The sequence below is a fragment of the Embleya sp. L77 genome, assembly GCF_055557415.1.
Genome location: NZ_CM145710.1, coordinates 1,512,607 through 1,533,996, shown reverse-complemented (window position 1 = coordinate 1,533,996; position 21,390 = coordinate 1,512,607). Strand labels below are relative to the sequence as shown.

Genomic DNA, 21,390 nt, shown 5'->3' with positions numbered 1-21,390 from the left:
CGGAAGAACGGGGAAACCGGGGCCGGCCTGCGAACGGCCCCTGGGGGCGAACGATCCGCGGGCGGGCGAGGTGCGGATGGGGAAAGGGGCCGTGCCGCTATCGGGCCAGGTGCTCCCGGACCGCGGCCAACCAGGCGTCCGGGCGCTCCGTTTGCGGACTGTGCTTGGCTCCCGCGACGACGCGAAGCTCCGCCCTTCGGATGCCCGCGGCGAACTGTTCGGCCGCGCCGCGAAGCCGGCGGTCGTGTTCGCCGACGACGACGGTGACCGGGCAGGAGGGTTCGGCCAGCCGGCCGGCCAGCGACGGATACGCGCCCAGCGCCCGAGCGCAGCCCACGAAGGCGGCCGGGTCCATCCCGGTGATCGCGCGGGTCTGCCGCTCGCGCCGGGCCAGGTCCTCGGGCGTGGCGTCCGCCGGTGTACGGGTGAACGGCTTGAGCACGGTCAGCAGCGGGGCCAGGCCGAACCGGCCCACCACCGCGTTCATGCCCGCGCCGAGCACCCGCAGCAGCGGCGTGGAGGTGGGTTCGGCGGCGGTGTCCATCAGCACGAGCGAGCGCACCCGGTCCGGGTGGGCCAGCGTGTACCGCAGCGCCAGGACGCCGCCCATGGAGTGGCCGAGCAGATCGAACGGCTCGGGCAGCATGCGCTCGACGAACCCCTCCAGATCGGCGGAGAGGTGATCGAAGGTGTAGGCGGATCGGTCGGCGAACTTGGTGCTGTCACCGTGCCCGCGATGGTCGTACGCGAGCACCCGTCGATCCCGCGCCAGCAGCGGCGCGACGCCGTCCCAGTCGGCCAGGCTGCCGGCGAATCCGTGCAGCAGGAGCAGCGGTGCCGCGCTCGGGTCGGGCTCGGTCGCGGGCAGGTCGCAGTAGCGCAGATCCGCCGCGGAGAAGGGTGGTCGAGGGGGGTCGAAATGGTGCGATTCGGTCTCGCCGGGTGCACCGCCGGCGAGGAGTCGGGATGATGCCGTCCACGAAAGCCTTCCATCTGGCATGTATTCGATGTTAGCGTCCCGCCGACGTGATGTGACACACAAATCCACCCGGATTCGTCGGAGCCAGGGCCTCCGGCCGCCATGCCCGGCACGGATCCGCCCTCGCACGACGGCACTCCCGGCGCCGCCCACCACGATCGCGCCGATCCCGTGCTCGTCGACTCCACCGCCGATCCCACTTGCGAACCACCCGTGATCCACTGCTTCCTTCGAAGGACAGGTGAGCCGTTGTGTTGCTCCGAGGAGATGGACCCGCTCCGGCGCGACGTATCGCAGTAGGCGTCCTGCTCGCCGCCTTCGGCCTGACCGCTTCGGTCGGCTGTTCGGTCGAGAAGAAATCGGACGACAAGAAGGCCGCCGGCCCGGCCGCCGCCCCGAGCGGCCCGGCGCGAGGCGTTACCGACACCACCGTCAGGCTCGGCGTCGCCGCCACCGATCCGGCCCAGCTCAAGGCGTTCGGTGTGCCGAGCGAGGGCCCGGCGAGCAAGGACATGTACGCCGCCTGGATCGCCGCGCAGAACAAGCGCGGCGGCGTCCAGGGCCGCACCATCGAACTCGCCTTCCGCCCGTTCCTGCCCACCGGCCCGGCCGAGGCGCAGGCCGCGTGCGTGGAACTGAGCGAGGACAAGAAGGTCTTCCTGGCGATCGGCATCCTCACCGGGGACACCCCACTGTGCTTCACCGAGACGCACGGCACGCCGTACCTCGGCCAGTGGGGCCAGTCCGCCGAACGCGACCGCCGCTCCAAGGCACCCTTCGTCGCACTGGAGATGGCCGACGACCGCCAGCGCGCCGCCGCGGTCAAGGCGCTGCTCGACCAGAAGCTGCTCCAGGGCAAGAAGGTCGCGCTCTACTGGGAGGCTCAGGACGCCGCCGTCACCAAGAACACCGTCAAACCGCTCCTGGACGCGGCCGGTGTCGAGGTGGTCGTGCAGACCCCGCTGGACGACTACGGCACCGACCAGGCCGCCGGCGACCAGGCGTTGGACACCCTGGTCCAGAAGATGCGCTCGTCGGGCGCCGACACGATCCTCAACACGTCCAACTTCTCCAACCTGATGATCGCGCTGCAACGTGCGAACTGGCTGCCCGAGCAGGTGTACGCGACCTCGGCCCAGGCACTCAGCCCGGCCGTGGTCAAGACCACCGGGATCAAGCCGGCGACGATGCAGCGGGTGACGGTGGCCGCGCCGTACATCCCGACCAAGGCGGAACTGCTCGCCGATCCGGCGGTGACGACGTGCGTGGACGAGTACAACGCGGGCGGCGGCGAGCGCTTCGACGCGGCGGCGGCGAGCCGGGAGAGTCTGAGCGCGGTGGCCAACTCGTGCGCCGCGTTCCGGCTGTTCGTCCAGGCCGCGGACGCCGCCGGCCGCGACCTGACCGCCGCGTCCTGGCAGCGCGGCGCCGAATCGCTGACCAAGCTCGCACTGCCCGGCATGCCGCTCGCCTCGCTCGCCCCCGGCAAGCACAGCGCGGGCGACGCGGTGGGCGTGTACCGCTGGGACCCGGCACAGAACCAGATGCTCCCGGCGGGGCCACCGATCTCCGCCACGAAGTGACGACTCTTCGCCACGACGTGACGACGTGACGAGGGCCGAGGCACGAGGCAGACCCTGATGGCGACTGCTTCGACGGATCTCATTGCAGGCGACTGCTTTGACGGACCGTACGGCACAGCGACCGCTTCGACGGACCGCACAGGTCGGCGATCGCGTCGGCGGACCGCGCGGCTCGGTCACCGATTCGACAGACCCCACGGCCCGGCGCCGCATCACGGGCCGGACGTGGCGGCAACCACCCGCACGGCACGAAGTGACGGCACGCGAACCACGAGAAAGGCCGATCACATATGGACGGCGGCACCGCCGCACCCCAGCGCGACGACACCGCAGGCGAGCCGGGCAACCTGGCGGACCTCGCCGGTGCGGTCCTGGACGAATCACCTCGGGCCGGCGGGCGCACGTCGCCCGGCGGCCGGAAGTCGCCGCCGGCCCCGCAGAGCCCCGCCGCCGACGCCGACACCGCCGTCCCCGGCGTCGGCGGCGGTCCCGGCCCGGCCGGCGGGAAGCCGGCCGCCGAGCAACCGACCCTGCGTCAAGGACTGCGCCGGGGCGGCACGTCCGTGTTCACCGTGCTGCTGATCCTGACCGCACTCGACGAACTCGAAGGCGCCGCGCTCGCGGTGCTCGCCCCCGACATCCGGGACAGCCTGGGCGTGGGCAACGGCACCATCGTCTTCCTCGGCGTCGCCGCGGGCGCGTTCACCGTGCTCGGCGCGGTGCCGATGGGCTGGATCGCGGATCGCTTCCGGCGCGGTCCGGTGATCGGCATATCCACCGCGTTCTTTGCCCTGATGGTGTTCCTGTCCGGCTTCGCGACGAACGCGTTCATGTTCTTCTGGACCCGGTTCGGCGCGGGCGTGGCCAAGTCCAACAGCGGTCCCGTGCAGGGGTCGTTGTTGGCCGACACCTACCCGATCGGGATCCGGGGCCGACTCGGTGCCTCGATCGGGGTGTCCGGTCGGCTGTGCGCGGTGCTCAGTCCGCTGGTGGTCGGCGGCATCGCCGCGGCGGTCGGCGGGCCCGACGGCTGGCGATGGGCGTACTACCTGCTCGGCCTGCCGGTCGTGATCTTCGCCGCGTTCGCGTTCTTCCTGCCCGAACCCCCGCGTGGGCAATGGGAGAAGACCGAAGTGCTCGGCGAGGTGATCGAGGACGAGAACCCGCCGCCGATATCGATCGAGGCGGCGTTCGCCCGGCTGGGGCGGATCCGCACCCTCAAGACGGTGATCCTGGCCTTTGCGGCGATGGGCTTCGGCCTGTTCACCACACCCGTGCTGGGAAACCTGTTCCTGGAACAGGAGTACGGCCTGGACGCGTTCGACCGCGGCCTGGTCGGCACCGCCGGCGGCATCGGCGGACTGCTCGTACTGCCGTTCATCGGTCGCTACTACGACCGCCGCTTCCGCGAGGACCCGGCGCAGGCGCTGCGCCTGATCGGGTTGTTGATCGTGCCCTCGGCGCTGTTCGCGCCGCTGCAGTACTTCTCGCCCAACCCGGTGCTCTACACCGTCTTCGGCGTGCCGCAGATCGTGCTGCTGTCCTGCGCGTTCGCGCTGATGGGCCCGCTGATGCAGACGATCGTGCCCTATCGGCTGCGCGGCCTGGGCACCGCGATGGCGTCCATCTACGTGTTCTTCATCGGTGCCACCGGTGGTGGGTTGGTCTCCGCGCCGCTGATCGACAGCTTCGGCCCGCGCACCGCCGTGCTGATCACCCTGGTTCCGGCGACCGTGATCGGCGGTCTGCTGATCATGCGCGGCGCCGGGTATGTGCGCGACGACCTCGCGCTGATCGTGGCCGAGTTGCACGAGGAACACGAGGAACACGAACGCCGGCAGGCCGAACCCGATCGGATCCCGGTGCTTCAGCTCAACCATGTGGACTTCTCCTACGGTCAGGTGCAGGTCCTGTTCGACGTCGGCTTCGAGGTTCGGCGGGGCGAGGTACTGGCCCTGCTCGGCACCAACGGCGCCGGCAAGTCGACCATCCTGCGGGCGATCGCCGGCCTGGCCACCCCAGAACGCGGGGTGATCCGACTGGGTGGCCGTACAGTCACCTTCGTCGCGCCCGAGCAGCGGATCCGGCTGGGCATCGTGTCGTTGGCGGGCGGCGCGGGCGTGTTCCCCGGGATGAGCGTGCGGGAGAACCTGGAGATGGGCGCGTACATCCACCGCGGCGATCCCGAGCAGGTGCGGACCCGGATCGAACGTTCGCTCGCGCTGTTCCCGCAGTTGGTCGAACGGGCCGACGAGCCGGCCTCGGCGCTCTCCGGCGGGCAGCAACAGATGTTGGCGCTGGCCATGGCGCTGTTGCACGACCCCGAGGTGCTGCTGATCGACGAACTCTCGCTCGGGCTGGCACCGGCGATGGTGGCCGAACTGCTCGCGGTGATCGAGCGGTTGAAGGCCGAGGGCCTCGCGATGATCGTGGTGGAACAGTCGCTGAACGTGGCGATGTCGATCGCCGATCGAGCGATCTTCCTGGAGAAGGGCCGGATCAGGTTCGAGGGGGCGGCGGCGGATCTGGGCGAACGCGACTTCGTTCGGGCGGTGTTCCTGGGTGGGGATGCGGGGGCGGGGGGCCCGAGCGGGGATGGCGTGGGTGACGCGGGCGGGACGGACGGGGCCGCCGGTGAGAGCGATGGTGCGGGTGCGGGTACCGGTGCCGTGGTCGGCTCCGGGGCCGGGCCCGAGTCCGGAGTCGCTTCCGGGTCGGGCTCCGGCTCCGGCTTCGGCTCCGGCGGGACCGTAGGACCCGTAGGACCTGTAGGACCCGTCGGGCCCGTTGATTCCGCCGGACCTGCCGGACCGGCCGGAAAGGGCGCCGACCATGGCTGACCTGATGACTCGCCAGATCGCCTTCGACGGGCTGGTCAACGGCCTTGCGATCGGTCTTATCGCACTGGGCATCGTGCTGGTGTACCGCTCCAGTAGGGTGATCAACTTCGCGGTCGGCAACCTCGGTGTGATCGGTGCGGCGCTGCTGCCGCTCGCGGTGATCAACTACGGCGTGCCGTTCTGGGCCGCCCTGATCGGCGCGCTGCTGGTCGGTACGCTCGCCGGCACCATCGTCGAACTGGCGGTGATCCGACGGCTGTTCCACTCGGCTCGGGTGACCGTACTGATCGCCACCATCGGCGTCGCGCAGGCCTGCGTGGCGGCGGTGCGGGCGCTGCCCGACGTGGACGGCGCGGTTCGGGCGAGCTACCCGGTGGCGATCACCTCGCAGTGGGAGATCGCCGGAGTCCGGGTGACCGGCGCCCAGGTCTGTGTCCTGGTCGTGGTCCCGGTCGTGGCCGGCGCGCTGACCTGGTTCCTCGGCCGGACCACCCAGGGCCGCGCGGTCACCGCGTCCGCCGAGAACCCCAACCTGGCCCGTACGGTCGGGATCAGTCCCAAGATCGTGTCCACCGTGGTCTGGACCCTGGCCGGCCTGCTCTCGACCCTCGCGATGATCCTGATCGCGGGCCAGTCCGGCCGAGTCGCCGCCACCGCCGACCTGGGCCCCAACACCATGGTCCGGGCGATGGCCGCCGCGGTCGTCGCGGGGCTGACCTCGTTTCGCTGGTCGATGCTGGCCGGCGTCTTGATCGGCGTACTCCAGGCGGCCGTGCGGTTCAACTTCGTCGAACAGACCGGCCTGGTCGACTTCCTGCTGCTGTGCGCGGTGGTCACCGCGGTGTGGGTGCGCGCCCGGCGCGACGCCCGCACCGACGGCCGCGGCGGCGTACGCGCGTTCGCCACCGGACCGCGGCCGGCCCCGATCCCGGAACGGCTGCGCGGCATCTGGTGGATCCGGCACCTGAACCGGCTCGCCCTGGTCGTACCGCTCCTGATCGCCGTACTGCTGCCGCTCGTGGTCACCCAGGCCTCCCGGCACCTGCTCTACGGCACGATCCTGGCCTTCGCGATCTGCGCCTGCTCGCTCACCGTGCTCACCGGATGGGCGGGGCAACTCTCGCTCGGCCAGATGGCGTTCGCCGGTCTGGGCGCGCTGACCACGGCCGCTCTCACCCGGGGTGTCTCGATCGACATCGGCGCGGACCGCACGATCGCCTTCCAGGCCCTGCCGTTCGCGCTTTCCGCGCTGCTCGCCGCACTGGTCACGGCCGCGCTGGCGGCGATCGTCGGCGCCGGCGCCCTGCGGGTGGACGGCATGCTGCTCGCCGTCAGCACCTTCGCACTCGGCGTCGCCGCAGCCGGTTACCTCTACCGGCGGCCGTTCCTCACCGACGGCAACGCGTCCTCGGTGCCGCTGCCCAGAGGCGACCTGCTCGGCCTCGACCTGTCCGACGAACGCACCTACTACTACGTGCTGTTGGTCGTCCTGATCGTGATCCTGGCGCTGATCGCCCGGCTGCGTGCGCACGGCACCGGGCGGCGCACCATCGCGGTACGCGACAACCCGGAGGCGGCTGCCGCCTGTACCGTCGCGCCGCTGCGCACCAAGGTCACCGCGTTCGCGCTGTCCGGGGCGATCGCCGGGCTCGGCGGCGCGTTGCTCGCGGGCAGCGTGCAGAGTGTGCCGCTCACCGAACGCTTCTTCCAGGTCTCGGATTCGTTGACCCTGGTGGCCATCGTGGTGATCGGCGGCCTCGGGTCCACCGTCGGCCCGGTGATCGGGTCGGTGTGGGTGGTCGGACTGCCCGCGTTCTTCCCCGGCAACTCGCTCGTGCCGATCTTCGCCTCCAGCATCGGACTGCTGGTATTGCTCCTGTACTTCCCGGGCGGACTGACCCAAATCGCGAACGCGGCACGCGCGGCGCTGCTGCGCTGGGCCGAAGGGCGACTGCCGGCGGAAACCGGGCCGCCGACGCCTGCGCCGAAACCGGAACGCCCCCTGCGAGTTCGCGAGCGGACCGAGACGCCTGCGGCCTCGACCGACGCTCCGGTACTGGTCACCCGCGAGGTGTCGGTGCGCTACGGCGGCAACACCGCGGTGGATTCGGTGTCGATCCAACTGCGTCCCGGCGAGATCCTCGGCCTGATCGGCACCAACGGCGCGGGCAAGTCCACGCTGCTCAACGCGATCGGAGGATTCGCACCGGCGACCGGAACGGTCGAGCTGCTCGGCCGGGACATCTCGCGCCTGGCCCCGGCCCGGCGGGCCGCACTCGGCCTCGGCCGCACCTTCCAGGCGGCTCGGCTGTTCCCGGAACTCACGGTGCGGGAGACGGTATTGGTCGCGCTGGAGGCGCGCCGCCGCTCCGGGTTGTTGTCCACCGCACTGCTCCTGCCCGCCGCCACTCGCGCCGAGCGACACCGACGGACCGAGGCGGCCGATCTGATCGACCTGGTCGGCCTGGGCCGCTACGCGGACACACCGGTGGCACAACTGTCCACCGGCACCCGGCGGATCGTCGAACTGGCCAACCTGATCGCGCTGGACGCACGGGTGTTGTGTCTGGACGAGCCGACCGCGGGCGTCGCGCAACGCGAGACCGAGGCCCTGGGCCCGCTGCTGCTGCGACTGCGCCGGGAACTGGACGCCGCGATGATCGTGATCGAGCACGACATGCCGTTCATGATGTCGATCAGCGACCGGCTGTATTGTCTGGCCGCCGGACGGGTGATCAGCGAGGGTACGCCGGAACAGGTGCGCACCGACCCGGCCGTGATCGCCGGCTACCTCGGCACCGACACCCGCGCGATCGACCGGTCGGGGGCGGCGACCGCGGGCGGCGGTACCGCGGTCTCCCGTGAGGCCGGGGCCGACCTCGACGGTGATCGCGACCCTGACCGTGATCGCGACCGTGATCGCGGCCCCGATCGCGGCCCCGGAGCCGAGTCCAAGCCCATCCCCGCCCTGTCCCACCCCGCGCCCGACCCCGCGATGGAGAACTGACCCATGCCCCTGGACCCGCCGATTCAGCGCATCATCGACCTGCTGGCCGCCCACCGCGACACGAACGAACCGCCCGGGACCCTGGAGGAGCGGCGCAAGCTCGCGAACGCGACCATGCGGCTGGCCTTCACCGGCCGACCCGACGACGTGACCGCCACCGACCACCGGGTGCCGGTCGCGGACGGCGAGATCACCGTCCGGATCCTGCGACCGGCCGGACTGCCCGTCGTCGCCCCGGTGTTCTACTTCATCCACGGCGGCGGCTGGTTCCAGGGCGACCTGGACACCGCCGAGGTCGAACTCGGGCCGATCACCTCGCTGGTGCCCTGCGCGGTGGCCCTGGTCGACTACCGGCTCGCGCCTGAACACCCCTATCCCGTACCGCTGGAGGACTGCGTCGCGGGCTACGCGTGGCTGCACGCCAACCATGCCGAACTCGGCCTGGACCCCGAGCGCATCGCGGTCGGCGGGTGCAGCGCCGGCGGCAACCTGGCCGCCGCGCTGTGCCTGGTCGCCCGGGATCGCGAACTGCCGATGCCCTGTGCCCAGTTGCTCGACGTACCGTGCCTGGATCTGACCGAGATGGACACCGATGCCGACCCCGAGGCGATCCTCGACTTCGGTGGGCTGACCCCCGAGGCGTGCAACGAGTTCTTCGACCTCTATCTGGCCGGCGTCGCCGACCCGCGCGATCCCCGGGTCTCGCCGCTGTACGAACCCGACCTGAGCGGCCTGCCGCCGGCCGTGATCACCGTCGCCGAATACGATCCGGTCCGCGACCAGGGCGAACGCTACCTGACCCGGCTGCACGAAGCGGGTGTTCCGGGCGCGGCCTTCCGGGTGCTGGCCCACCTGCACGGCGGTTGGGTCATCCCCGGCACCATCACGCACGCCCTCGTCGGCGACCTCCGCGCGGCCTCCGTGCGCAGAGCGCTCACCGGGACACTCGCGCCCTGACCACGGCGCACGTCCGCCAACCGTAGTGCGCGCCCCGACCGCGGCGCGCGTCCGCCAACCGTAGTGCGCGCCCCGACCGTGGCGACGTCCGCGAACCGTAGTGCGCATCCCGACCGCGGCGCACATCCGCCCACCGGAGACGCGGGCCCGTCCCTGATCGGGGCGCCGGCCCGCTGACCCACAGCTCGAACGGTCGTTGTCGAACGCCGCGTGACCCTGCCGCAGTTCGTTCTCCGGAAGCCCGGAGCGCTCGGCGGCATGGCCCGCCCGGCGTCCGAGACCGACGCGGCCGCCGGCCGGCCCCTGGGCCATGCCGCCACGCGGCCATCCCGGCACGCCCACCTCACGGCCGTGCCCGCCCTGCGCCGTCGGGCCCACCCGGACCCGACGCGACCCGATGACCGACCCCATCCATCCCGCCACCCATCCCGCTCATCCCACCCATCCCGCTCATCCCGCCTATCCCGCTCATCCCGCCCAGCGCAGTTCGCGCCACCGTCCCCTTGCATCGCGTGATCCTTGGAGGTCAGGGTGTCCGTCCACAGACCCGTCCACATCCCCCCGCAACGAACAGCAGCACGCAGAGCGGCCCGCCGACGTGTCGGCGTGGCCCTCGCCTCGACCCTCGCCCTGCTCGCCGCGCTGTTCGGCGCGGTACCGGCGAGTTCGACGCCCGCCGCCGCGACGCCGCTCGTGCAGGGCAGCGTCGCGCAGTACGGCATCGCCAAGCAGCAGAACCTGCCGGTCACGATGTCCGACGGCACGGTCCTGCGCGTCGACGTCTACACACCGGCCGTCGCCGGCACCTCCACGCCCGCCGCCGGTTCGTTCCCGGTGCTGCTGACCCAGACCCCGTACGGCAAGGGCTCCACCGAGGCCGAGCTGTCCTGGTTCGTCCAGCGCGGCTACATCGCGATCGCCGCGGACGTGCGCGGCACCGGCACCTCCAACGGCTCCTGGTCGCCGTGGGCGCCCAAGGAGGGCCAGGACGGCGCCGAACTCGCCGCCTGGGCCGCCCAGGTGCCACACTCCGACGGCAAGGTCGGCCTCAACGGCGGCTCCTACGCCGGCATCAACCAGATCATGACCGCCGCGTCCGTCGGCCCGAACTCGCCGGTCAAGGCGATCTTCCCGCTGGTGGCCGGCAACGACCTGTACCGCGAACTGGCCACCATGGGCGGGATCCCGGATGCCGAGTTCATGTCCTTCTGGCTGACCTACACCGGCATCTCGCACATGACCGCACCGCTGGCCGAGGCACTGCGCCAGGGCTCGACGCAGAACATCCTGGACACCCTGACCCTGGAGCTGCAACACCTCGGTGGCGTCGCCTCTGCCAACCTGCCGATCCTGACCGGCCTGCTCGGCGGCGGTGAGCAGGCGTACGACGGCGCGTTCTGGCAGCAGCGCCGACCGGCGGACATGCTCGCGGGCGTGGTTGCCAACGGCGTGCCCGCGTTCCTGGTCGGCGGCTGGTACGACCTGTTCCAGCGCGGCGCGTTGATGAACTACGCCGGTCTGCAGAACGCGTGGGCGGGCCGCCCGGTCGGCGCGCCGATGATCGCCGGCCAGCCGGTCACCGACCGCTACCAACTCCTGATGGGCCCGTGGTACCACGACCCGCGCCAGGACCCGACGCTGGACCTGCCGGCCCTGCAACTGCGCTGGTACGACAAGTGGTTGAAGGGCATCGACACCGGCATCACCGGCAGCGCGAACCCGAACCCGCTGCACGTCAAGGAACTGGGCGGCAACCGCTGGCTGGACACCCGCAACTACCCGTTCACCGGCGCCGATCCCACCCGCCTGTACCTGGACCGCGGCCGCACCGGCAGCGCCCCGGCCTCCGCGAACGACGGCCTGCTCACCCCGACCGCGCCGACCGGCAACGGCAGCGAGTGGATCAGCTGGACCACGAACAACAGTCCGTGCACCCGCTCGACCGCACAATGGCTCGGCGGCTTCATCAAGGACCCCGCCTGCACCGACAGCAACACGGCGCGGGAAACCGGTTCGAGTTCGCTCGTCTACACGACCGCCCCGCTGACCGAGACCAAGGTGCTCGCCGGCCCGATCGGCGCCACCCTGTACGCGCAATCCAACACTCCCGAGACGCACTGGGTGGTCACCGTCACCGACGTGGCCCCCGACGGCTCCTCCGTCCCGCTCAGTTCCGGCGCCCTGGCCGGCTCCCACCGCGCCCTGGACCCGGCCCGCACCTGGTACGCCCCGGACGGCACCACCCTGATGCCGTACCACCCGTCCACCCAGGCCACCACGACATCCGTACAACCGAACCAGATCACCCGCTACGACATCGAGGTCTTCCCGACCTTCGCCTCGATCGCCCCGGGTCACCGAATCCGGGTGAACATCACCACGGCCGACACCCCGCACCTGGCCGCGACCCTGACCCAGACTCCGGGCCTGTTGGCCGGCATCTGGCAGGTGAAGTCGGGCCCGGCGAACCCGTCCTCGGTGACGATCCCGCTGGCGCCGACAACGGCCTTCGGAACGCCCTGCACGAGTGTCTGCCCGTGATGGGCTGACCGCTGCCACGTAGTTCGTGTGCGGGCGCCCGGCCGGGGATGTGCATCCTCGGCCGGGCGCCCGGCTGCGTCGGCGCTGTAGCGCCTGGCGGGGCCGTCGTGTCGAGGGTGTCGGCGCCGGCGAGGACCGGGGCGCTTCGGTGCTCCGTAGTGCGACGACGGCCTTGTTGACGTCGGGCGTCTGCGGCCTGGGTTGCCTGGGTTGCCCGGGCGGCGTGGCGGTTGCGGGTTGATGGAGCCCGAGACGGGATGGGGTCCACCAGTTCGACGGGTGAGTTCGACGGGTCAGTTCGTACGGGTCCGGCGAAGGGTGACTCCGTCCGGCAGGCTCCGTCCCGACGCGGCAGCCGCCACGCGGAGGTCCTGCCATGTGGGCCGGTGCTCCGCGGTGTCGCGACCGCATGGGCAGCGGTGGGCGGCGCGAGCGTTGAACGCGCCGACCACGCCGATCCACCAGTTCGACATCGCTTGCTCGTACATGTCGGGCAGGAGCGCCGTGCTCGGGGGCGCCAGATGGGCGAGGTAGACGCCGAGGTTCGTGCCGAACCCCACGAGGGGCGGGTACTCCGGCACGCGGGTGTGCCACACGCCCTTGTCCGTGACGACGACGCCATCAGGGCCGTCCGTGACGATGCCGAGGGTCAACGGCGGTGTCTCGACGCGGCCGACCGGCGCGTCGACGGATACGCCGTGCTCGTCGACCGACGGCGCCTCGTAGGCCGGGAAGACCGTGGGCAGCCCGGTCGTGGGGTGAGTCAGCACCAGCGGGCCGGTGGTGTGGCGGCCGATCAGCGATGTGTGCAGCGCTGCATTCAACTCGCCCATGGTCAGGGGAACCGTATCCAGCCAGGCCCGGCGGTGCGATTCGTGTTCGAACGAGCGGGGGAAACGCGTCCCCGGCACCTCCCATTCGAAGATGGCTTGGTCCAGGTTCGAACTGGGCAGCAACCTCGACTCCGCGAGGCGCAGGCCCGGCAGGAACATCCGGGCGACGTCCCCGGCGTTGGTGAGCGCGACCCCCTCGGCGGGGGACAGGCGATGAATGCCGACGGTGGAAGGCTCGCTGGACACGAAGGCTCCGAAGTTCGGTGCGGACAAGGGGAACACGGATCACTTGCACTTGCGGTTGGGCGCCGCAGGGGCGGGCTGCGGCGCCGGTAGCACGGGGTCGGCTACATGACACGGGACCAGGGCCGGCGCGCGTTCGATGGAGGCGATACCGGCGGTCTTCGGGTCAGGCCGCGCCGTTTCACATCATTGAGGTGAGGTCCGTCAGGACAGGCGCGGTCGCTCGTTCGGGGTACTCATGCTGCTGCCAGGACCACCGTGAACGTCTGGAATCCCGGCGTGCGTTCCTCACACGAGAACTCTCGGGACAGCTCTCGCACCATCGCCAGTCCGCGTCCGCTCTCTGCGTCCGGATCGGGCACTGTGGCCTCGGGCAAGTCGAACCTGGGCTGGGGAACGACGACTTCCAGAACGAACTCGTTCGCCTGCTTCCGCCAATGGACCCTCACCAGAACCTGCCTGCCCGGGGTGAGACGAGCATGCGTGTACGCGTTGGTCAGGAGCTCGACCATGACGAGAACGAGCACGTCACCGGCTATCTGCCACTGGTGGCAGGCCGCCAGCACGCACTTGCGAGCCCGCCTCACCGGGCGGTCTTCGCCGGGCATCAGGCTCAGGAAGCACGGCTTCCGCACACAGCCGGCGGAGCGGTCGAGACAGACGGAAGCGTCGGAAGGCACAACTGTCCCCTTGAGGTTGGGGCGGTCCGGTTCAAACGGGCTTGTTGCGGAACGTGATCCTGCATGCGCTCTGGGGTATTCAGCAATACCGTCACAAGTTCCCATCGGTTGCGTCAATGAAAATCCCAGAGATAATTTCTGAGTCCCTCGAACGAGCGACATCGACACGTCTGACGGTGGTGCACAATGAGCCCTCACAGGGAGGGCGGTCATGACGAGCACACGTGGGCCGGTCACCGGCGGAACCGTCGTTGGGCAACGCACGCTCGGCGCAATGCTCAAGGCGGAGCGCAAGCGGGAGCGCGGCCGGTCGCTGAAGTGGGTTGTGGAGAAGACTCAACAAGCCTTCTCGGTCAGCCGGTTGAGCCGCATCGAGAACGGCGATGCCAAGCCGACGCGGGCGGATGTCAAGCTGCTGATGAAGCTTTACGGCGTTCCGAAGGAGCAACAGGAGCGCTTCTACGAACTGTTGCCCGCAGAGGGTGCGCTACCGAAGCCACACCTGTGGTACGAGCCGTACAGCGGAATCCTGAGTGCGGATCTCTACCAGCGAATCGCGATCGAACACGAAGCCGTCCGATGTCAAGAGCACTTGCCTCTCGGTATCCCGGGACTGCTCCAGACTCGGGATTACGCTGCCCTGACGCAGCATGGCGCCTACTTGGCCATGGGTGCCGACGAGCGTGAAGACCACACGAGAGTCCGAATGCTTCGGCAGGAACGCCTGCACGATGATGAACCCCTCGTGCTGGTGGCTTACATCACCGAAGCCACGCTCTCCTTGACCTTCGGCGCAGGACCGGAGCTGATGGCAGCCCAGATCCGGCGCCTCGTCGACGAGGCTGCACACCCGAACATCACGATTCGTATCGTGCCCAATACCGCGGGGTTCAGGGCCATGTACCCATGCGGCATCAACCTCTTGGAGTTCGGCGACGCCAGCAGTTCGGTCGTGTATCTGGACGTAGTCGGCGGGAGCGTGCTGCGCGACAATGAGCGCGACATCCAACGCACGCTACGGGTCTTCGAGGAACTGGACAGGCAGGCGTTGCCGCAGGAGAAGTCACTCGATCTTCTCCATCGAAAATTGAGAGAGATCACGTGAGTCAGAGCGAGCACCCAGGTGCACCATGGCGCAAGTCAACGTACTCCGGCGAGGGCAACGGGTGTGTCACTGTTGCGCCGCTCGACGTGACCATCGGCGTCAAGGACAGCAAGCTCAGCGACAGCCCGGTACAGGAGTTCCCGCCCAGCGCATGGACCCGGTTCCTGCTCGACGGCATTCGCTGAGGTAGAACCGGCGGACTTCCGCCATAAATACGATCAACCGAGAGGACGGCCCCCGGCGTAGAGGGGCCGTCCTCGTTTGCGTCACCGTACTGTCCGCCCCTCGGGCTGGGGGCGGGTAACCGTGGATTCGTGGGGTCATTAAAGACGAACGTGGGGGTCGACAGGCCGACGGGGTCAATGACGTTGGGTGAATAGTTCTCTAACTGATCGTGATTGACGAGCCATGCGTGTCGCCCGTACGTTGAGAGAGGCCAGACCTCCGCGCGATCAGGGCTGTACCCCCGCGAGGACACGGTCCGCAAGTCGTCGCACAGCGGAGCCCAGAACGACTGTGTTGAGGCCGGCTCGGGGCAGACATGCGTTGGTGTCCGCGACACCAAGCACCGCGTCGGCGGCTTCGTCGTCGTATCCGACGGTGCCTGGCAGGACTTCCTGAACACGCACCGCTGATACGACCCCCAAAAACAGAGGACGCCCCCGGATGGTGGGGGCGTCCTCATCTGCGTCGACGCGCAGGAGCCAACCGGGGCTAAAGCACCCGTCGGGCTCGACGTGACCGTCGGCGTTAAGGGCAGCAGGCTCGGCGACAGCCCGGCACAAGAGTTCCCGCCAACCGCATGGACCCGGTTCCTGCGCGACGGCATGCGCTGAGGCGTCACCGGGCCGACTTCCGCCACGAGGCCGATCGTCCGAGAGGACGGTCGCCCGGCGTGGAAATCCGGCCTTGTCTGCGTTTCCGTAACTGTCCGAACCCGGGGCTGGGGGTGGTGGATCCGTGGGATGGGCGAACCTATCGGATTGGTGACGATGGGTCAATTATTCATGACTGATAGTGATTGACGCGCTGCGCATGTCGCCCGTACGGTGAGAGAGAAGATCTCCGCCCGAATCGGGCCATATCCGCGAGGATTACCGACCGGCGCGGCGTGCGCTTCGTTGCGGGTCGGGGCGAGGTGTACAGGGAGGGAACCGATGGGAGACCACAGCGGCGGTCCGGCGCCGATCGGCCCGCAGAAGCCCAACCCCCGGCCCAAGCCGGGCGGACCCGACGACCATCCGGACGGTTCCACGCCCGCCGGTCCCGGCACGCATCGCAAGGACGACAAGTGACCACCGGGATCGCCCGTCTCCTCGCGGACGCGGGTGCTCTTCCGCCCGGCTGGCAAAGCGCGTTCGACACCGTCCGTCGCGCCGACTTCCTGCCCGCCCGACTCTGGGCTTGGCGCAACGAGAGCGGATACACGCCCCTCATCGACCGCAACGCCGCCGGCGAGTGGGGACGCCAAGCTTGGGACCGGGTCGCCGACGACGACTTGGTGCTTGTCACCCAGTGGGATGACGGCGACCACACCGGCGACGTGCGTGGCGACAATCCCACCTCCTCCGCCTCCGCGCCCGCCGCGGTCGCCCGCATGCTCGACGCTCTCGACATCCACGGCGGCGAGGCCGTCCTGGAAGTGGGTACGGGCACCGGATACACCGCAGCTCTCCTGGCCGCGCGCGGCTGCCGCGTCACCACGATCGAGGTGGACGCCGAACTCGCCGAACGGGCCCGCAAGAACCTCGCCCGGGCCGGCTACCCCGGCGTCGTCGTCATCACCGGCGACGGCGCCCTCGGCCACCCCGCAGGCGGACCGTACGACCGTGTTCACGTCACCGCCGGCGTGCGCCACACCCCAAGGGCCTGGCTCGAACAGACCCGGCCCGGCGGGCTCATCGTCATGCCCTGGGGGACCTACTACGCCGGCCCCGACTGGACCACGGTTCTGACCGTCCACGGCACCCACCACGCGAGCGGACCCTTCACCGACCCCCTGGCGTTCATGAAGCTGCGGGCCCAGCGCGCCCGTTGGCCGCAAACATCGCTCCCGCCCGAGTGGATGGATACCGCACGCGCGTCCGAGCCGGACATCGACATCGCCGACATCACCGGCGCGTTGTACGACCCGGTCGAGTTCGTCATCGGACTCCATGTGCCGCACTGCGTCCCGCAACGCGTCGACCACCCCGAGAGCGTCAACCTGTGGCTGTACGGCGCCGATACGGGCGAAGGCGAATCCATCGCCGTGGCCGCGTTCGGTGATGGCTACAACCCCCAGGCGCTCCAGGCCGGTCCCCGAGACCTGTGGGGTGAAGTGCAGACGGCCTACCACCGCTGGGCGGATGCCGGGAAACCCGCCGCCGATCGCTTCGGGTTGACCGTCGTCGTCGATGCCGACGGCACGGTGGAACAGCGTCCCTGGTACGAGTCACCCGACCGCGAACTGCCGTCCCGGCACCGACATACCCGGTGACGCCTGGTCCCGGGCCACTACTCGGCGGGTTGGTGGGTAACGCGCCTCGGTGGATGCCGGGGGCTCGTGGCCGGCCGGGCGCACAGGTTCTCGCGGACGCCGGCGTGGCCCGACCGCGGCGTGGTCGGCGAAGGAGGACCGTAGGGACGTCCGGTCCGCCAGGGCCGGTTCCGCTGGGTAGGCGGAGGGTCGTGGGGTCCGTCCGTGGCCGCGGCGTCAGGGGCCGTTTCGCCGACCCTCGACGCGATACGACCGGACGAACCGGCGCCCGTGCCGTGTAACCGGACAATCCGCGATACTCCGAGCACACATCGTCGCCGTGGTTGGTTCCACGTGGATTCGTGGTGGCCCCTGGACCGCCGATCCCGGTCCGTGCGCCCTCCGCCCATCGGCCGGGATCGGGGCTCTGCGATCCTGGCCGGATGCAGGTTGGGTTGCTTGGCGGGGTTCGGGCTCGGGACGATGACGGTGCGCCGATCGAGGTCGGTGGGGTGCGGTTGCGCATGCTGCTGGCCCGGCTGGCGTTGGACGCGGGTCGGGTCGTGTCGGTGGACGCGCTGGTGGACGGGCTGTGGGGGGCTGAGCCGCTCGCGGATGCCGGGAACGCGGTGCAGACGTTGGTGTCGCGGCTGCGCAAGGTGTTGCGGCCGGCCGGCGTGTCGGTGGACCTGGTTGGTGGCGGTTATCGGCTCGGCATCCGGGCCGAGGACGTGGACGCGCATCGCTTCGAGGAACTGGCCGCGCACGGGCGCCGCGAGTTGGCCGCGGACCGGCCGGACGAGGCGGCCTCGGCCCTTGTGGAGGCCCTCGCGTTGTGGCGGGGGCCGGCGCTGGCGGACCTGGCGGAGGCGCCGTTCGCCCGGGCGGTCGCGGCGCGGCTGGACGGGTTGCGGGTGGACGCGGCCGAGGACCGCTTCGAGGCGGAGCTGCGCTTGGGCCGGCATGCCGAGGTGCTGGCCGACCTGGAGGCGGCCTGCGCCGCGCACCCGCTGCGCGAACGGACCGCGGCGATGCGAATGCGGGCGCTGTACGCGGTGGGCCGCCAGGCGGATGCGCTGGCCGGGTACGAGGACATCCGGGGCCGGCTGGCCGGGGAGCTGGGCGTGGACCCGTCGGCCGAGCTGCGGGAGACCCATCTCGCGGTCCTGCGCGGCGAATTGCACCGGCCCGCGGCGCGTTTCGAGCCGGCCGCGGCTCCGCCGCTCCCGGCCCGGCTGACCGGCTTCTTCGGGCGCGACGACGAACTGCGGCTGCTCGCCGAGCTGATGGCCGGTTCCCGGTTGGTGACGCTGGTCGGCTCCGGCGGCGCGGGCAAGACCCGGCTGTCCGTGGAGGGGGTGACCCGGCATCAGGCATACCGGCGTGGGCGGGTGTGGTTCGTGCCGTTGGCCGGTGTGGGCACGCCCGACGGGGTGGCCGACGCGGTGTTGTCCGCGCTCGGCTCGTGGGATCTGCGTTCCTCGGACGGTCGGCCGCGCCGGACCGGCACCGCGCTGGAGCGGATCGCCGAACTGCTCGACGTCGGTGCGGCGGTGCTGATCCTGGACAACTGTGAGCACCTGGTCGACGCGGCGGCGGAGCTGACGTACCGGCTCCTGGACCGGTTGCCGCAGTTGACCGTCGTCGCCACCAGCCGGGAGCCGCTGGGCATCACCGGCGAGGCGCTGTGCCGGGTCGGCCCGCTGCCGGTGCCGACCCTGGTCGGCGATGCGGCCGCCGACCTCGCGGCGGCGGCGGATGCGGCGGCGGTGCGGCTGTTCCTGGATCGGGCCGGCGCGGTGCGGCCGGGGTTCGTGCTCGACGCCGGCACGCTCGGCCCGGTGGTGGAGATCTGCCGACGGCTGGACGGAATGCCGCTCGCCCTGGAACTGGCCGCCGCGCGGCTGCGCGCGATGAGCGTCGAGCAGATCGCCCGGCGACTGGACGACAGGTTCCGCCTGCTCGCCTCGGGCAGCCGGGCCGAGCCGCCGCGTCGGCGCACGTTGCATGCGGTGGTCGAGTGGAGCTGGGATCTGCTGGCCGAGCCGGAACAACTGCTCGCCCGGCGGCTGTCGGTGTTCCCGGGCGGCGCGACGGTGGCCGCGCTGGAGGCGGTGTGTGCCGACGAACTGCTGCCCGTGGACGATGTGTTCTACGTACTCGGCTCGCTGGTGGAGAAGTCGATCGTGGACGCGGTCGGGGAGGGCGAACCGCGCTACCGGATGCTGGAGACGGTGCGCGCCTATGCGGCCGAGCAGTTGCTGCGGGCGGGTGAACAGGCCGGGTTCGCGGCCCGGTTCGAGCGCTACTTCCTGGCGCTCGCGCACGAGCAGGACCCGCTCCTGCGCACGTCCGCGCAGTTGGAATCGCTCGCGCTGTTGGATGCGGAGTACGACAACCTGATGGCCGCGCTGCGGGCGTTCGTGGACGCCGGGCGGGCGGTTGATGCGGCCGGGTTCGCCGGTGCGTTGTTCTGGTACTGGGGGATACGCGGGATCGGTGCGCCGTTCGAGACCATCGTGCCCGAGGTGCTGCGCTTCGGCGACGCGCTGCCCGAGCACGCGCGGGCCGCGTTCGCCGTGATGCGCCTGTTGGCCGGGATCGGCGCGCCGCGACTCGCGGACGGCGAGGAACTGCGTTCGCTGCTCGAAGCCTGCGCCCGGGCCGACGTGTTCGCGCACTACCCGGCGCTCGTGGTGGGGCTGCCGCTGGCTGCGTTCCTGTCCGGGAACACCGAGGCGGGCGAGCGCGAACTGGCCCGGATGGCGTCCGGGTCGGATCCGTGGGTCCGGGCCTGTTCGCACTGGATGACGGACTTCGTGCACACCGATCGTGGTGACTGGGAGGCGGGGGCGAGTGCGCGGGCCGAGGCGCTGGCCGGGTTCGCGGCGGTCGGCGATCGGTGGGGTCTGGCGACGGCGCTGATGGCGATCGGTGCGCACCACTCGATTCGCGGCGAACACGAGCCGGCGATCACCGCGTTCGAGCGCGCGGTCGCGCTTGCGAGCGAACTGGGAGCCGCGGACGACGCGTCGCTGTACCGGGGCACGCTCGCCGCCGAGCGCATGCGGGCGGGCGACCTGGCCGGCGCACGGAGCGAATTGGCGGCCGCGGAGCGGCAGGCGTTGGCGCGCGGACATCGCTATCTGGAACTCGCGGTACTCTCCGGCCGCGCCGAACTGCACCGCAGAGTCGGGGAGTTCCCGGACGCCGAGAAAATGCTCGACCGCCTGGAGGCACTCGCCGAAAGCCTGTCGCTGCCCGCCGAGATGGTCGGCGACATGCTCGCCCAGGGGCGGTTGGCCACGCTCCTCGCGGCGGCCGAGGAGGGTACCGACCCGGTGTCGACGGATGGCATGCACGAGATCGACGCGAGGGCGTCCGGCACGACGGATCGGGCCGCTCGGGCCGATCGGGGGCCCTCCCGCACGACGACGGGGGCCGCCGTCGAGTCCTCCGCGGGCACCGATCGGGCCGACCCGGTGCCCTTCGGCACCGCGACGCGGGACGACGCCGGGTCCTTCGCGCGCATCGATCGAGCCGACCCCGGGTCCTCCGCCCGCGTGGATCGGGCCGACTTGCTCGCGCGGGCCCGGGAGTTGTTGCCCGCGACCTCCGCCGCGGCGGTCGCCCGTCGCGATCTGGCCGACGTCGCGCCGACGGCGGAACTGCTCGCCGCGGTGTTGCGGTGGGAGGGGGATCCGGTCGGCGCGGCCGAGGTGCTCGGGCTGAGTGCGGCGTTGCGCGGCATCTTCGACGCGGGCAGCCCGGATCTGCGATTGCTGGTGGACCGGCTCGTGGCGACCCTGGGCACGGCGGGCTACCGCGAGGCGTACGAGCGCGGCGCCGCGCTGCCCCGGGAACAGGCCCTGGGCGCCGTACTGGCCCGACTCGCACCGGTCACCGTGTCGAACGCACCTCAGTAGGACTGGAGTTCGAGCAGGGTGCCGGCCGGATCGCGGACGTGGGCGGTGTGCAGGCCCTCGCCCCAGCCGGGCGGTGGGTGGGCGGTGTGACCGGCCGCGCGCCGTGCGCCAGACACAGTGCGTACGCCGCGTCCAGGTCGGCGACCCGGCTGGAGGCGGATGCGCACGAGGTCCGGGACCGGCTGCTGGAGCCGTTGAACGCCTCCGAACGCGGGTTTTGAACGAGCTGTTGCTGCGG

Annotated in this window: 15 protein-coding genes; 11 read left to right on the top strand and 4 right to left on the bottom strand. The window is 70.9% G+C overall.

What is annotated here, in order from left to right; all coding sequences use genetic code 11:
• Positions 1-97 precede the first annotated feature (97 nt).
• Entirely contained in the window at positions 98-1,000 is a 903-nt protein-coding gene (locus ACZOOI_RS36595; protein ID WP_465283875.1) for an alpha/beta fold hydrolase, read from the bottom strand.
• Between the two features lie 230 nt (positions 1,001-1,230).
• On the opposite strand from ACZOOI_RS36595, the gene ACZOOI_RS36590 reads away from it, so the two are divergent.
• The 5 genes from ACZOOI_RS36590 (at position 1,231) to ACZOOI_RS36570 (ending at position 11,907) form a co-directional block, all read left to right on the top strand.
• Entirely contained in the window at positions 1,231-2,562 is a 1,332-nt protein-coding gene (locus tag ACZOOI_RS36590) for an ABC transporter substrate-binding protein (protein ID WP_465283874.1), read from the top strand.
• Between the two features lie 290 nt (positions 2,563-2,852).
• A complete protein-coding gene (locus ACZOOI_RS36585; RefSeq protein ID WP_465283873.1) occupies positions 2,853-5,402 on the top strand; it encodes an MFS transporter in 2,550 nt (849 codons plus the stop codon).
• Positions 5,395-8,409, top strand: coding sequence for an ABC transporter permease subunit (locus ACZOOI_RS36580; RefSeq protein ID WP_465283872.1), 3,015 nt, complete (start codon positions 5,395-5,397; stop codon positions 8,407-8,409). Before ACZOOI_RS36585 ends, ACZOOI_RS36580 begins: the two co-directional genes overlap by 8 nt.
• 3 nt (positions 8,410-8,412) lie before the next feature.
• A complete protein-coding gene (locus ACZOOI_RS36575; RefSeq protein ID WP_465283871.1) occupies positions 8,413-9,366 on the top strand; it encodes an alpha/beta hydrolase in 954 nt (317 codons plus the stop codon).
• A 606-nt stretch (positions 9,367-9,972) separates the two neighbouring features.
• Positions 9,973-11,907, top strand: coding sequence for a CocE/NonD family hydrolase (locus ACZOOI_RS36570; protein WP_465283870.1), 1,935 nt, complete (start codon positions 9,973-9,975; stop codon positions 11,905-11,907).
• A 293-nt stretch (positions 11,908-12,200) separates the two neighbouring features.
• Here ACZOOI_RS36570 and ACZOOI_RS36565 read toward each other — a convergent pair whose 3' ends face one another.
• Positions 12,201-12,986, bottom strand: a complete 786-nt coding sequence (locus ACZOOI_RS36565) for a hypothetical protein (protein WP_465283869.1) — start codon at positions 12,984-12,986, stop codon at positions 12,201-12,203.
• Between the two features lie 233 nt (positions 12,987-13,219).
• Entirely contained in the window at positions 13,220-13,663 is a 444-nt protein-coding gene (locus ACZOOI_RS36560) for an ATP-binding protein (protein ID WP_465283868.1), read from the bottom strand.
• A gap of 211 nt (positions 13,664-13,874) precedes the next feature.
• Here ACZOOI_RS36560 and ACZOOI_RS36555 point away from each other — a divergent pair, with 211 nt between their 5' ends.
• The 6 genes from ACZOOI_RS36555 (at position 13,875) to ACZOOI_RS36530 (ending at position 21,152) form a co-directional block, all read left to right on the top strand.
• A complete protein-coding gene (locus ACZOOI_RS36555; protein ID WP_465283867.1) occupies positions 13,875-14,768 on the top strand; it encodes a helix-turn-helix domain-containing protein in 894 nt (297 codons plus the stop codon).
• Positions 14,765-14,953, top strand: coding sequence for a DUF397 domain-containing protein (locus tag ACZOOI_RS36550; RefSeq protein WP_465283866.1), 189 nt, complete (start codon positions 14,765-14,767; stop codon positions 14,951-14,953). The genes ACZOOI_RS36555 and ACZOOI_RS36550 overlap by 4 nt, the downstream gene beginning before the upstream one ends.
• Positions 14,954-15,166: 213 nt before the next feature.
• A complete protein-coding gene (locus ACZOOI_RS36545; protein WP_465283865.1) occupies positions 15,167-15,403 on the top strand; it encodes a DUF397 domain-containing protein in 237 nt (78 codons plus the stop codon).
• A gap of 522 nt (positions 15,404-15,925) precedes the next feature.
• Positions 15,926-16,063, top strand: coding sequence for a hypothetical protein (locus ACZOOI_RS36540; protein ID WP_465283864.1), 138 nt, complete (start codon positions 15,926-15,928; stop codon positions 16,061-16,063).
• Positions 16,060-17,247 carry a methyltransferase domain-containing protein gene (locus ACZOOI_RS36535; protein ID WP_465283863.1) on the top strand — a complete coding sequence of 396 codons (1,188 nt, stop codon included), beginning with the start codon at positions 16,060-16,062 and terminating at the stop codon, positions 17,245-17,247. The genes ACZOOI_RS36540 and ACZOOI_RS36535 overlap by 4 nt, the downstream gene beginning before the upstream one ends.
• A gap of 422 nt (positions 17,248-17,669) precedes the next feature.
• Positions 17,670-21,152, top strand: coding sequence for an AfsR/SARP family transcriptional regulator (locus tag ACZOOI_RS36530; protein ID WP_465283862.1), 3,483 nt, complete (start codon positions 17,670-17,672; stop codon positions 21,150-21,152).
• Here the strand turns inward: ACZOOI_RS36530 and ACZOOI_RS36525 are convergent.
• Positions 21,146-21,268, bottom strand: coding sequence for a hypothetical protein (locus ACZOOI_RS36525; RefSeq protein WP_465283861.1), 123 nt, complete (start codon positions 21,266-21,268; stop codon positions 21,146-21,148). The genes ACZOOI_RS36530 and ACZOOI_RS36525 overlap by 7 nt on opposite strands.
• Between the last annotated feature and the right edge of the window lie 122 nt (positions 21,269-21,390).